Here is a 14,253-nt window from a genome sequence, read left to right on the forward strand (position 1 = left end):
CTATAAACCTGCAAAAAAGCCAAGAATTATTGACTTTTGCCTTATAACTATACCAGAAAGACTAAAACGAAAAGCAAAAAATAGAAACCCCTGATTTTTCAAAACAATAAAAAATCAGTTCTGCTAAGAAGTGGATTTAAAAAACAGATTTAATAAAAAACATCGAGTAGGTGGGGACTTTACAGTCCCAACCTCTCACACCACCGGGCATACGGTTCCGTACCACGGCGGTTCACTTTAGCCAATCAGTTGTTCCGACTACCTGTTGAAGTGATATGAGTCCCAGTTTGTTGAAGTAGGATTTCGGGAACGCTTTGTTAAGGTGGCTTGCTCCGGCATTCCACCACGGTCCGCGTCCGTTGTATGCAGACTTTGCGGCCTGCTCTTCTGGAAGTTTACGCCGCTTGAGCATCTTGAGGCGGGTTTTAGGATGTTTCCATTGTCGCCACTTGATACACCTCAATCTTCTGCGTATCCATCTATCAAGTTCCTCGAATATCCCTTTGACTTCGCTCAATCTGAAGTATTGTCCCCAGCCACGAAGTACCGGATTGAGAGTATCCTTGATAAATCTGACGATATTTCTGCCTCTCCCTTTCCGGAACAGCACTTTAACTTTCTTCTTGAAACGTTTTACCGCATCCTTGGAAGGTTTAAGTTTACCTTTCCGATGAGTGGTTATTGAGTAGGCAAGAAAACTACGATTCCAAGGCCTGCCAACAGCACTCTTTTCAGAGTTGAGCTTTAGCTTCAACTCTTTCTGCAAGAAGTTTCCTATAGATTCGAGAACTCTTTCGCCTGCCCGTTTGCTGCGAACGTAGATATTACAATCATCAGCGTAACGGGTAAACTTATGTCCTCTTTTCTCAAGCTCCTTGTCAAGGTTATCTAGCATTATGTTAGATAACAATGGACTTAAAGGGCTTCCTTGCGGAGTACCTTTAGACAGAATATTAACCGCACCATCAACCATTATACCTGATTGAAGATATCTGCGAATAAGGCCAAGAACTCGTTTATCTTGTACCCTGCGGCTGATACGGTTCATCAGGATATCGTGGTTGACGTTATCGAAAAACTTTTCGAGGTCCATATCAACAACCCATCTGTAACCTTCCGCACAATAGCTTTGGAGTTGTTTCAGTGCCTGATGGGCAGAACGCCTAGGCCTGAATCCAAAACTTGAATCTGAAAAGGTTGGCTCAAAAATTGGACTCAATACTTGCAGTATTGCCTGCTGTATCATACGGTCAATAACTGTAGGGATACCGAGCTTGCGGATTCCACCTTTGGGTTTGGGAATCTCAATACACAGTACCGGCTGGGGCTTGTAGTGTCCTGAAAGTATATCCTGCTTGATTTGCGGCCAGTTATCTTGTAGATAGCTGAACGCTGCGGGGATATTCATTCGGTCAACACCTGCCGCTCCCTTATTGCGTTTTACACGCTGCCAGGCTTGCTGCATATTACTTTGTTCGACCACTTGTTCAAGTAGGTTGGATTCTGAGTATCTGGTTGTTGTTGAAGTGGTTGCACATACTTGACGCACCGCATCCTTAACTCGGCGGTTCTGCCGCCTGCTTCCAGTGTCGGTATAGTTATTTATTTTCTGCTTCACCATATATGTAAACTTCAATCTAACCAGCCACAGCTAAAATGTTCAGGCCTTCAGTCTGGTCGAACTTTGCAGACCTACTATGCCTTCGGCTGACTTCTGTATGCCCATCCTGCAACCTCTTGGACGCAGTAGCCTTGTGGCAAACATACAGACCTCCCCGGGTAATGCACATACGCCTTCCTGCTTATCTCTGCCGCATATACGTTGATACTTTCCGTGTAACTATTGGACTTTGAAGATATTGGCCTTCTTATCCAGTAACAACGCCTCGTGTGCGATTCCTGTTCGTCAGAGCAGCATTTTGCCTGCGGCTTCCTTCAGACCTCACCTCACGGTGACAGCCATTGCCGTCCGGCTAGTGGTTCCCATTACCGGGCCCACAGGAGACTTTCACTCCCAAGCGAATGTGCCCTGCCGGGCACACCAAAAAAAAAGGACCTGCAAATTTCTGCAAGTCCTTTTATATCAATAAGTAGCGGGAACAGGATTCGAACCTGTGACCTCCGGGTTATGAGAGTTTTCACTGGTATTTTCCCAAATCCTTGTCCTGCCATAACTTGCAGTAATAAAGCAACTTAGCTTTTTTTCTCTACCTATACATATACCACATTTTTACCATATTTGCAAGTTTTTACTGTACAGTTTACTGTACAAATTTCATCTTCCAATATCAACTTGCCTTTTTATTCTTTTTTGAGTAGAATGCTGATATGTCTACAAAGAATATTAGAGATTGGTTTAGAAATAGGAAGAACCTGACTGGCATATTTGCCATTCAGACAGCCTCAGTTCCAAAGCAAATTTATTGGTTATTGGACGAAAAAAACAAGCTCAATTTATCTACATTATTGCCGCGAGATATTTCTATAACTGAATGGCATTCACTATACAGAAAACACAACTACCTTGAAAAGGTTTTATTTGATGGCGTTTTTCCGCAATTTTACAAAGATTTAAAGAATTCTGAGTTATTGTTGATTTTCAAAGCGTTTCCTTTTTGGTACAACAACTCTACAAATAAAGAGCGAAAACAGCTCGAAGAAGCAATCAATACTCAAGAAATCAAGGAAGCCGAATATTACATAAGCAACTTCTTTAATTACCTAACTATACAAGCATTAAATTGCGTTGAAGAAAAAACTTCTTCTGAAGAAAGCTATATCGCAAATATGGATTTTGAAACTAAGCAAGTTGTTCACTTTTTTCTCAGAATTTGGCTTCCTTGTTATTTTATCCATGGCGAATATCCTACAACATTGTTCTACAAGGCAAGAAATGGAGACTATAACTCAATTAAAAAAACTTGCGCTAATAGACAAAACAATAATTCATAATCCCAGAATCGCAGAGTTCATAGTTAATTTGTATGAAAACGGTAAATACCATTCCTATAATAGCTTTCTCAACTCTTTAAAAAACAAATCACCAAAGCCGAAAATGAGACAAATTAAGAACAGACTCAGCGCTTTAATTAAGTATTTCTCATCTGGTCTTGAAGATTTTAGTGCACCAGAAATCGCCAAATTATTTGACAGCATAGAAAAAGATAGAACCTCTAATCCGGCAGACCCTGACCTCCCTGATTCTCCAGAATCATTTACAAAAGCAATTTACAGAGAAAGCAATAAAATCAAAGCTCCGAGAAAGAACTAATCCTAATCAAAGAAGTTTGTTAGCTGGTATCTTGAAGCCAAATAATTAAATGTTTTACTTTCGTCAATTACATTATGGGGAATAAGCAAATACTTCCATAGCTTGCCTTCAAAGCTGGATTCAGATAACAAATCATAAAGATACTGCTGCGTGCGGCGGGATTCAGTGAATATAACAGCTTTTCTGCTTGCTCCCAGCTCTTCTGCTTTCTCGAATGCTGCTTTAAGGGCATCCTTGAGAGCATTGCCCTTTGTATTGAATTTTATCCTTTGAGAAAGCTCGAGATAGACCTTGAGCTCATCAGTTTCTTCTTTAATTTGCTCTGGGTCGATATCTGAATTCGAGCTTAGGGAGTAATTTTCTGGCTGGTCTTCTTCGAGTTCATCGGCATATTCATCAATTCCCTCCAAGTCTTCATCATCTAAAACCTGCACATACTCAGAAATATGCTGAAGCCTTTTAATTAGAGAGTGAAGCGTGCCGGTGATAGCAAACGAAGAAGAAGCAAGCAGTTTCCTTAGAACGAGGGTTATAAGCGTTCGCTGGCTTTGCGGCAAAGCAATAAGCCTATCCCTTTTAAGGTATGCTGAAATTATATCATACAACTCAGCCTCTTCCGGAGTTGGGATAAATTCTTGAGTGATAAGAATTCTTTTGGTGAAAGGAACATATTCAACAACCTGCTTTCGTAGAGTTCTGCTGCAAAAGGGCTTTATTCGGTCTTTTAGAATGAGGTTTCTTTGGTACTCATTTGATACATTGATAAACTGTTGCCTGAATGTAGCTGCATCACCAAAAGCATGCTCATCCAATACACTTATAATCCCGTAAAGCTCCATGAGAGAATTTTGGAGGGGTGTAGCAGTTAAAAGAAGCTTAGAGCAGCTTCCCAGAGCATTGCTGATCTTCTTGGCCATCTTATTCTTGGTCTTATAGACGTTTCTCATTCTATGGGCCTCGTCTATAACAGCGAGATCCCATGGAATCATTGAAATTTCTTGGGCCATTCTTGAAGCGAAATTGTAAGAGCAAAGAATAATTTTATTCTGCTGTTTGAATGGCTTAGGATTTCCTGCTCTTACCTCTTTTTTGTATATGTTGGAATCGATAATAAAAGTTGGCAGGAAAAATTTGCTTTCAAGCTCCTGCTGCCACTGCTTACGCAAGAATGCGGGGAGAATAAGAATAATGCTGCATCAACCTGATGAGGGTTTAGGTCTACTTTTGAGTTTGAGATAGACTTCAAGAGAGTGTCAATTTCACCAGCAGAGCCTTCAACGCTAAGGCAATATGCCCAGTATTTACTATGGAAATCTGTGTAATGCTCGTTTATCAACCAAGATTCCTGAGTTTATCACTTCTGCAATTAGTAACTTTAACGCTCTTATATTAGAGCTATATCATAAATAATCAAGTATTTATGTTAAATATGTGGTATATGGGAAGAATTTCTATGCTGTATGAGGGCAAAAATACTCTTTTTTTTATGGCGATTGACACGCAAAAGCTTGCCAAACAATCACAAATTGCTCGAAAAGGGTAAAGACGTGGTTTGTGAATAAAACTACCAGAGCTAATACGGCATCTGTTCCAGGAAATATTTTACTCTGCCCTTTTCGGGCATAAAGGCATAAAAAATCGGCAAGCTTTAAGTGTCAAGGGGAATTTTTCGAAGAAAAATAATAAAAAAAAGGAAGATTTTTGCAGAAGCTTATGCTTTAAGCCACTTCTAAAACCTGCTTGCTACCCGGACAAAAATAAATTTTTAAGTGTCCGGAAGATTTCACCTTTCATTGCTATGATTCCTTTTAGTTCATTAATCACATTTATCTTTATTAAATGAAAGGAAAAATATGCCCCCATTTGAGGCAAAACGAAGTTACAGGGATAGAGGAACCGCCAACATCCCGCTTCGGCAACAAGCCGAAGCGGGGATGAAGGCGAAGCCTTCATATTTACTTGAATACTTACACAATACTGTAACAGAGAATAATATTTATGAAGTTGCCAAATGTAATTGTCGTTGTTGGTTTTGCCCTGATTGCTGCATAACTGAAGGATATAAACTCAGAGCCCGATTAATCCCTATTCTTAAGACTTTTAAGGGGTTGATAATGGAAACTCTGACTGTTGATCCTGAATTATTTTCAAATCCAAAAGATGCATATCTTTATGTTATGGAGAATCGCTGTGTAAGTGTAACAACACAAGACTTGTATAGGTGGGGCTATCTCGCAACTCGCAGATATTTCTATGTTATTGAATGGCAGAAAGATACTCAGATGCCTCATTTCCATGTTTTGTATGATTCTAAGTATATTTCATGGAATGCAATTTTATATTCATGGGGCAAACATCGCCCCAAAGATGCCGGAGAAGTAAAAGAGAACCGCCCCAGGTTTGGAACTGTTCTTCATTCTGCTCCTAATTTCAAAGATCCAGCTTATGCCGGTAGATATGCTACAAAGTATCTTATCAAAACACCTAAAGAGGGCTTTCCTGAATGGGTGTTGGATATGGGGAAAGAGAGAAGAATTAGAAGATACAGCGCTAGCCGTGGTTTCTGGGGCGAAACGTCTTCAAAATCTAATAATGACAATAAAGATAAACGTAAAAATCAGCAGAAAAGCTACAGAGAAAGAATCAATGGCTGCGGTCAAACAGTAAACTTTTTCCAGTTATTGGTTACTACCGACATTAAAACGGGTGAAGTTGAACAGAACAGGAAATGGCTTGGCCAACTTGATATTCAATCAAAAAATCTCATCCCCAAAATTAATGATAACGGCAACCCTAAGAGAAATAGAAGAATATTCTGTGCTGAGAATTTTAATGCTGCCTTAACACAACTCAGCACTATATCACAAAAAAAGCTGGGGATAATCAGAAAATACAAAACCTTTCATTGGAGAGAAGTTGATGAGCAAAAGGCAACAAATTATTAAGAGACGAAATCGAATATATAAAGAACTTAAATGCAAAGCAACTCTGAAAGCCCATATAAGCCAAGCATTTAACATAGATAAAAATTGTGTAATAAATTTAAAGAGAAGGGGGCCTAAAAATGAAAAATCAGTTCGTTGAGAAATCCGTTTACATATCTCCTAAAGAGCTTGCTCATCGCTGGCAATGCTCACGTTCAAGCATTGACAGGATTACACGCAGAGCGGGGCTTACAAGGTTCTGCCCGGGAGAAGGGAAAAACGGAACTATAAGATTTTTAAGAAAGGAGGTGGAAGCTTATGAAAAAGAAAGGCAGATTTGTTCAACTGTGTAATCTGCCAATCAAAGAAAAAAGCTAACCAGTATAAGCCCCGGATTCTAGTGATGTGCAAGTCCTGCCGGGGCTTATCTTTATCCAATCATAAAATGTTTAGGTAAATTAAATTCAACGCAATCAGACATCGCTTCCGGTATAAGAGCAGCATAATGCTTTCTACATATTTCTGGAGAATTGCCCATTAAGGTGGCAATTTTGTAAAGTGACTCACCTCTTTGCGCCAAGATAGAGCCAAAAGTATGACGAAAGTCTAAGCAAGTCCACTGCAATCCTAGTTTTTTATTTGCATTTGATAGGTCCCTGCTAAAATTATCAGGGTCGTAAAGGCTCAAACTCTTTGGACTCGGGAAATATAAGTTACCTTTATTTGGACTGGGAACATATTTAATTAGATAAGGTCTTAATGATGAACTAATTGGAATTGCCCTGTTGGTCTTTGTCTTAGGCTGCCAATATTCTCCATTAATTTCTTTTGCTCGAACTCGTATCATTCCGTATTTACCAGCCTTCAAGTCAACATCTTTTTTAGTTAGCCATAAGATCTCTTCTCTTCGCATACCAGTATATATTAGCATAGCAACCATCGTTTGAAGCTGCTTTTTAAAACTGAGCCCATTGATTTGCTCATCGATTTGTTTAAATGAAAGGTAACGAATTTGAGAAGCTCTTTCTATGTATCTCTCAACATTTGCCCCGGGGTTTATATCTCCCGGCATACGAACTCCCCCTTCTTTCATAGCCCAATTAAATAATCTAACGATAATTTGCCTGAAGTGGTTTGCAGTCTTAGGTGATAATCCTCTGGTGCGAACTTGTGCGGATATGAATTCAGATATGCAGGCTGTTGTTATTTTCTCAAAACATGATGCTTCTATTATTTGAGAATACTCTTTCTTAGCTGCTCCTCGTTTTTTTGGTTTCTTCAAGGCTTTGTCGCTTGGTTTACGGCTTGTAATCTCAAGTTGAGGGCACACAACCCCAAATGTTTGTCGTAGATAGTATATTTCAGTTTGCGCGCTCTTTGGGGTCTTTACGGTTCTAATGTGCTTAATGTATTTATCAAGAACTCTGCCTATCGGTGTATTAGTTGGAAGCGGGTTATCTTCCCCCATGAATAGAGATGTTTCGAACTTACGCAACTTCTCTTTAGCGAGTTGGTAATTTGTTGTTCTAAGGCTTACCCGTTTTTCTTTTTTTCCTACGTGATAAACCACATAATATGTTTTCCTTCTTTTGATTAAACCTGCCATTTTAATACCTCTTAAAATTAAAGTTAGTATTAGTTTGCAGATCCTTAGGCATTTTTTTACTGTACAATTTACTGTACAAATCGCTAATTTTAACCAAAAAAAAGGACCTGCAAATTTCTGCAAGTCCTTTTATATCAATAAGTAGCGGGAACAGGATTCGAACCTGTGACCTCCGGGTTATGAGCCCGACGAGCTAACCAGCCTGCTCTATCCCGCAATCAAACGAGAACAGTAATATTAGCAGAATTGAATGGTTTGTCAAACAAAAACAAAACAATTCAAAAACTTTTTTCCGCATCCATCCCGCAAGTTCTTAAATTTATCTTTGAAGGCCTGTTTATTGTATTAAAACGCCTTGGAAGGCACGGAGTACTTATAACCTCTGCCAAAATTACGATGTTCGGCTTGGGTATGGGACAACGCCTAAATTTAAAAAAGCTCCCCCGAACCGGGAGAGCTTTTTTTGTTTTGAAAGATTAACTCAGCTTAGTCGAGCTGGGGATATAGATTAGACTCATTCCAGTCCAGAGCGAACATCGCCAAATCAGCAAGATTCACCTTGCAGTCTCCGTTGAAGTCATACTTGAGGTCTTCGGAGTATGGGTCTGTGCAGAAATCGCCGCCCATAATTTCGTGATATTGCTGGGCGATTTGATCGTTAGTAAGGGCATAGTTGTACATCTTGATTTCATCGAACACACCAAGCCCCGGATTGCCGAGCTGACCGTTCGTTTCGCCTGTACACATAATATATACGCGCTGCTCGAATTTACTGCGCATAAAGTCATCGTTGGTCTGAACGAGAGATCCGTTTACATAAAGCCTGCCCGTCTGGTCTGCATCATTGACAAACGCAACATGCATCCACTGGTCGGGAGTAATGTAGTGGTCTTCCGGTACTCCCCACTGAACGTAACCCGGAGTATTAGCGGTTAGCTGTCCATCGGGCTGGATATCGAAGAACCAGTTATTTTCTCCGCCATCGGGATCTGAGCTGCAAATCAGCCCTGCCAGGCCTCCGCTGGGATAAATATCTCCAGTCCACTTGACCCAGAGCGAAACAGTGAGCTCATCAGTATAAGGAGCGGGGACTAACGGCTCGGTTGCCGCTGCTGCCAGAGGCTCGGGAACGGTATCAAAGCCCTGCCCTGTCTTTGCAGGGTCAACACCGTCAACCCACTGCTCAGGCAGAGGCGCAACGTTCGGATCAGCATTAAGCCCTTCGCCTGAAGCGTCTGTATAGTCTCCGTCGAGAGGCCAGTAGCCAATCATGCGCTTAACGCCGAGCATTGCAGAATCAGAATCCGCAGTGCCGTCTTGATTGCTCGCACGGCAGAAGTATTCGCCCTGATCATCTCTTTCGAGGTTAGCAACAGAAAGGCTTGTGGTGTAGCTGTCTCCATGCTGGGAAACACCAATGGTTATATCGGGGTCTGTATCATCAACTATGGTTTCCGGATCTCCTGCCTTCACCCATTCTACAGATGCAGCAGTTTTGCTTGTAAAAGCGGCATTGAAAGTAACTTCTTCGCCGGTAAAATCTGCCTGATCTGCTGGCGAAGCTGTAATGGCCGGTATTGCGGGGAGAGCCTCAAAATGCCAGATTGGCCCTGCGATATTTTCTGCAGAGCCCTCTGCTGCATTGTTGATCTGCTCTTCCACCTTCCAGTATATCTCATCACCCAGTTCAAATGTAAAAGGCACCTGAACAGGGTCGCTGCCGGCAGGTACGAATGCGCTGAGCGCCTCGACGTTGTTGTTTGGATCAGCGGGGTCAAACGTAGAATAGGCAGTTACGAAATGCCCTGTTACATTGGGATTCGGGTTAGATGTGTTTCCGGGTTCGCCGGCAGTATCAAACTGAAGCGATGTAACAGCTACAGGGTCAACATTAACCTCTCCGTTTGCAGGCACGGGATTTCTCGGCCAAAGATCGGGATCTACAACATCTTCGAATATCTGGCCTCTTAAAGGCGTTCCAGATACTGTCTCCATTGCAACAACATTTGCCTGATTTACAAGGTCTGGGGGGTCGTTGGAGTTATTGAGCCCGCCGAAAACACCGTAATCTTCATCCGGACCCGGAACCCAGCCCAAAACACTCACGGTACGGTTGCCGCTCAGGTTTGTAACCTGCACGGAGCCAGTGATTGTTTCAGTGTAGAGCCGGCCGTTAATCATTGCTATAAGCTCGCCTGTACCTGAATTAAAAGAAACGAAGAGCTCTGTTTCAATGTTTGGGTAAACAGGCCCGAGAGCCACTGCCACGCCGCCGTCGCCGGAGGCATCGGTATCGTTCAAACTCTCAACAACAGCATTCCCGCCGCCGCTTCCGTTTGCTCCCTTAGAGCCGAAAGTGAGCATACCATCGCAAATGAATATACCGGTTCCGTAGTTAGACCCGCCTACTTCTGTTACAATAACAGGGCCATCTGTTTTGGTTGTATCCGCTTCTGTAGGGGTGAATTTAGCTGTCAGAGTGATAAGGCCGGAATCCACAATTCCCGTCATATCACTTGAGTTCTGCAGCTGACGTTCGGAATAGTCAACAATCGCATCAGAGTCGTCAAATTCAGGTACGATTTCACCTGCAAAACAAGCTGAGGCAACTGAGAGACAAACAATTAGTGTAAAAAACTTGTATATTTTCATCATTTTATCTTCTCCATAAAATTTAATTAACACTTACCAACTACTCTAATGAGCTCAGATACATCTTATCATTTAGCCAGTCGATAGACAGAGCAGCAAGGTCATCGAAATCAACAGTGCAGTCGCCGTCGAAATCGTATTTCAGGTTGTCTGCATTCGGCTCAACACAAATCTGCTCACCAGATACATCGTAGTACAGCCCTGCAATCTCTTCGGGGCTCATAGCATAGTTATAGATCCTTACATCATCGAAAACAGCTTCCAGCACGTTGTTCAGGTTTTCGCTGTCCTGCACGTCTGATGCAAAGAATATCGGCTTGGACAGCTGATTGATGCTGAATCTGCCCGGATCGGTTATTTCATATTGCGAGCCGTTGACGTAAACCGCTGCCACCTCATCTTCTGAAGCAGTAAATGCCAGATGAGTCCACTCATCCCTTTGTATCTGATAGAATGGATAGGGGCTGTAGCCCGGGGCATTTATCTGAATCCAGCCGTCTCTGTTGTCGATTTCGAGGAAGAAATTGTTATCACTGTCATCCTGTGAACATACAATCTGGCGATAGTTGAGAGTTGAGAAGCTGTCCGGCCCTGGCCAATTGAGCCATAGAGATACAGTAATCTCATTTGTATACTCAGCAACATTAAACGGAGCTGTCTCGCCTGCTGATTCACGGTTTCCAATGGTGCTGATGGCCTGCCCTGTTTCAGCAGGTACCACGCCGTCAACCCACTGCTCCGGAACAGGGGTTCCATAAGGTGTTATATCATTGCCTTCGCCGGAATAATCAAGGTAATCCCCGTCGAACGGCCAATAAACAACCATACGCTTAACAGCCAGTGAGGCAGATTCAGAGTCTAAGCTTCCAAACTCATTCTCTGCTTTGCAGTAGTAGTAGCCTTGATCTGCAGCTTCTGGATTATCAAGATAGAGGGCTGAAGTGTATTGATCGCCGTCTTGAGTGAGCTCAATCGTTACATCCGGATCGGATGGGAGCAATTCGGTATCCGGATCGCCTTCTTTATACCAAGCAGAGCTTGCTGAGCTCTTGCTGGTGAAAGTGAATTCGAACATGGCCTGTTCATCATCAAATACGGCCTCGTCTTCAGGCTGAATATATGCGGCAGGCTTTGGCGGAAGGGTTGCAAAGCCCCAGAAAGGACCTGTAACATTGCCTGCATCACCTTTAGGTGCACCGCTGATCTGCTCTTCTACTCTCCAGTAAATATCCTGTCCGAGATCAAGCTCGAAAGTTTCCGGAGAATTTACCGTTACAGAAATCGGGTCTGTTCCCGTAGGCACAAAGGTTTCATAAAGCTGCGGGAGGCTGAGATTCGGATCACTTCCAGTTCCCTCATAGAAAGTAACAAAGTGCCCAGTTACATCAGGGTTCTGCGAGCCGGCATTTTCAGGGTCTTCAGCTGTATTAAAGCTTACCTCAGAAATGACAGCAGGGTCAATATTTTCGGCATTAACTGCCGGAGAAGGTGTGTTGGCCATAACAGCAGGATTAACTGCCTGACTGAAAATCTGACCTCTCACAGGTGCGCCGGCTATGCCGGTAAACATCCATGCATTTGAGGCACTAAGAAGCGGGTTTGTGCCGCTGAGTCCGCCCGTCGAGCCTAAGCTGGTATCTCCGAGAAAGGTTACAGCCTGATTTCCGGTAAGGTTGGTAGAAGTCGGGGCGTTGTAGAGGTAATTGATCCTTCGAACGCCGTTGACAGAGCTGAAAATCATTCCAGTGGTGAGGTCTAAAGAGGCATACACTTTATTTTCCTGCCCCTCAAGAGCCTTGCCCATTTCCACAGAAGAAGATCCATCACTATTGTCAAGGTCGGTCAATTCTCTGTCTGGGCCATTTCCGCTAGTTCTGAGGGCGTAAACAATCTCGCCATTGCAGATATACAGGCCGCTTCCATACTTGCTCCCGCCTGTTTCTATGAGCAGAACAGGGCCTGTTTCTTCTGTTACGTCCAGTTCTGAAGGCGTAAATTTGGCGGCAAAGGTTATGGTACTTGCCGGATTTAAAGAAACTATATCACTGCCTGTCTCATCGTAGGCAGCAGTATAGTCAACAAGGGCAGTACTGTCATCAAACCAGGGGACTATTTCACCTGCCCATGCCCCTGCGGCAATAAGAAATACAAATAGAAGGATTAAGGTTTTAATTTTTTTCAACATTGGGAAACCTCCGTAATAATAAAGATTAAAAAACTTGCACCACGCCTTTTTGGGCGTGATAAACCAACAGTAGGCTGAATCGAAATACATCATTTCAACCACACGGCAGATAAACTAATATTTCATACACATTCCTTTTTCTGATTTAATTTATAACACTCTAAATCTTAACAAAGTTTACAATTTTTTATCTCTGATGGTCGTAAGCATTAAGCTCAGTCTGAATGCCTCTGTCTCCCTGATCTTTCATCCATTCATCAAGCTTTCCTTTGAGCCTTTTGAACACCTCTTCATAGCCGGGCTCGTCAGCCAGATTATTGATATTTGCAGGGTCCTGCTTGATGTTGTAGAGCTCGAATTCTGGGCGGTGCTGATACTTATGCGTATATTCTTGCGCGTGCTCATCGCCGCTTGCGGCTAAATCAAGCATAGACTGAAATTCAGGGCTGGGGTTTTCTGTAACTACATTTTGGAACTCATTTTCAGGTATGAGATTCCAAATCAGCCTGTAGTTTTCATCCCTCACAGAACGTATCGGGTATGGCTGCTTGTTTTTGAGTATTCCTCTTGATGTATGGATGCCGAAGGTGTAGTCCTTGTGTTTATCTGTCTTGCCGGTGAGCAGGCCGAGCATACTTTTACCGTCGAGGATTTCCGGGGGCTTTCCGCCTGCCGCCTCAATGAAAGTGGGCGTTACGTCAACATACTCCACAATTGCATCACTCTTGCTTCCAGCTTCCACTTTCCCGGGCCAGCGGACAATCATAATCGAGCCGAGCCCGTCTTCATAGCATGTCCATTTGGCGAAAGGCAGCGCATTTCCCTGCTCTGAAACAACCATAACCATCGTATTATCGGAGAGATTATGCTTATCAAGCAGATCAAGAAGCTGACCTACCTGACTGTCGAAATAAGTAATCTCTGCGAGATACTTCGTCATAGATTCGCGCACGACGGGTGTATCGGGGATGTATGGACGAAGCTCAACATCATCAGCATCGTAGGCAGAAGGGTCTCCTTTGTTCCAAGGTGTGTGCGGCTCGTTTGAGCAGGCAAAGAGGCAGAAGGGTGTTTCTGTATTGCTGCATTCTGAGAACAGACTCTCAACAGCTCCCATATCAGGGTTTTTGTTGCCGCTGTATTCAAACGGATATACTTCTTCCGGAGCTATATGTTTTTTACCGGAAAGTGCAACTCTATAGCCAAGCGGCTTAAGATAATGCACAATACTTTTAGTGCCTTCCTTTGCAACTGCATGATTTGGGTATGCCCCGCTCTTTACGGGATATAGGCCTGAATATATATTATGCCTTGTGGGCGAACACATGGGTGCAGCCTGAAAACAGTTAGTGAATTTCATTGCTTCGGGAACAAGCTTATCGATATTCGGCGTATGAGCCTGTCCTCCGTAGCAGCCTATATCTCTGTAGGTACAGTCGTCTGCCATTATGAAAAGGAAATTCGGTTTTTTCCCGCCGGCATTACGTACACCTTTTTTCAACTGGAAATTACTGTTTGCAAAAATAGACTCCGCAACACCGCTCGACTGAACAGCGGAAAATGCCGCAACGCCTGCTAATTTTATAAAATTCCTTCTTTCCATTTTCAATTCCTG

At 42.9% G+C, this 14,253-nt stretch carries 10 protein-coding genes and 1 tRNA gene; 4 read left to right on the top strand and 7 right to left on the bottom strand.

All coding sequences use genetic code 11. The features are described from left to right. Positions 1-232 precede the first annotated feature (232 nt). The gene (gene ltrA, locus STSP1_RS03480) at positions 233-1,621 is read right to left on the bottom strand and encodes a group II intron reverse transcriptase/maturase (RefSeq protein WP_085755015.1); all 1,389 of its coding nucleotides are present in this window, start codon (positions 1,619-1,621) and stop codon (positions 233-235) included. 707 nt (positions 1,622-2,328) lie between these two features. On the opposite strand from ltrA, the gene STSP1_RS03485 reads away from it, so the two are divergent. Together STSP1_RS03485 and STSP1_RS12380 are read left to right on the top strand one after the other, a co-directional pair. Next, positions 2,329-2,952 carry a hypothetical protein gene (locus STSP1_RS03485; RefSeq protein ID WP_123806967.1) on the top strand — a complete coding sequence of 208 codons (624 nt, stop codon included), beginning with the start codon at positions 2,329-2,331 and terminating at the stop codon, positions 2,950-2,952. After that, complete coding sequence (locus STSP1_RS12380) at positions 2,894-3,271, top strand: hypothetical protein (protein ID WP_123806968.1); 378 nt, start codon at positions 2,894-2,896, stop codon at positions 3,269-3,271. Before STSP1_RS03485 ends, STSP1_RS12380 begins: the two co-directional genes overlap by 59 nt. A gap of 2 nt (positions 3,272-3,273) precedes the next feature. On the opposite strand, the gene STSP1_RS03495 is transcribed toward STSP1_RS12380, so the two are convergent. Beyond that, positions 3,274-4,437: an SNF2-related protein gene (locus STSP1_RS03495; protein ID WP_161491593.1), complete on the bottom strand. Its 1,164-nt coding sequence runs from the start codon at positions 4,435-4,437 to the stop codon at positions 3,274-3,276. Positions 4,438-5,385: 948 nt separating this feature from the next. On the opposite strand from STSP1_RS03495, the gene STSP1_RS03500 reads away from it, so the two are divergent. After that, complete coding sequence (locus STSP1_RS03500; RefSeq protein WP_085755019.1) at positions 5,386-6,216, top strand: hypothetical protein; 831 nt, start codon at positions 5,386-5,388, stop codon at positions 6,214-6,216. Positions 6,217-6,335: 119 nt separating this feature from the next. Further along, positions 6,336-6,548 (top strand): hypothetical protein, encoded by a 213-nt coding sequence (locus STSP1_RS03505; RefSeq protein ID WP_085755020.1) that lies wholly within the window; start codon positions 6,336-6,338, stop codon positions 6,546-6,548. A gap of 77 nt (positions 6,549-6,625) precedes the next feature. On the opposite strand, the gene STSP1_RS03510 is transcribed toward STSP1_RS03505, so the two are convergent. The 5 genes from STSP1_RS03510 to STSP1_RS03535 form a co-directional block, all read right to left on the bottom strand. After that, positions 6,626-7,801: a tyrosine-type recombinase/integrase gene (locus tag STSP1_RS03510; protein WP_085755021.1), complete on the bottom strand. Its 1,176-nt coding sequence runs from the start codon at positions 7,799-7,801 to the stop codon at positions 6,626-6,628. A 142-nt stretch (positions 7,802-7,943) separates the two neighbouring features. Continuing rightward, positions 7,944-8,018 (bottom strand) — tRNA-Met (locus tag STSP1_RS03515). A 269-nt stretch (positions 8,019-8,287) separates the two neighbouring features. Continuing rightward, the gene (locus STSP1_RS03525) at positions 8,288-10,456 is read right to left on the bottom strand and encodes a LamG-like jellyroll fold domain-containing protein (protein ID WP_085755023.1); all 2,169 of its coding nucleotides are present in this window, start codon (positions 10,454-10,456) and stop codon (positions 8,288-8,290) included. Between the two features lie 37 nt (positions 10,457-10,493). Beyond that, on the bottom strand, positions 10,494-12,638 hold the full coding sequence (locus STSP1_RS03530) for a LamG-like jellyroll fold domain-containing protein (RefSeq protein ID WP_161491594.1): 2,145 nt from the start codon (positions 12,636-12,638) through the stop codon (positions 10,494-10,496). Positions 12,639-12,825: 187 nt separating this feature from the next. Beyond that, positions 12,826-14,241 carry a sulfatase family protein gene (locus STSP1_RS03535; RefSeq protein ID WP_085755025.1) on the bottom strand — a complete coding sequence of 472 codons (1,416 nt, stop codon included), beginning with the start codon at positions 14,239-14,241 and terminating at the stop codon, positions 12,826-12,828. Positions 14,242-14,253: the final 12 nt, after the last annotated feature.

Origin of the sequence: Sedimentisphaera salicampi (assembly GCF_002117005.1) — a bacterium.
GTDB classification, from domain to species: domain Bacteria; phylum Planctomycetota; class Phycisphaerae; order Sedimentisphaerales; family Sedimentisphaeraceae; genus Sedimentisphaera; species Sedimentisphaera salicampi.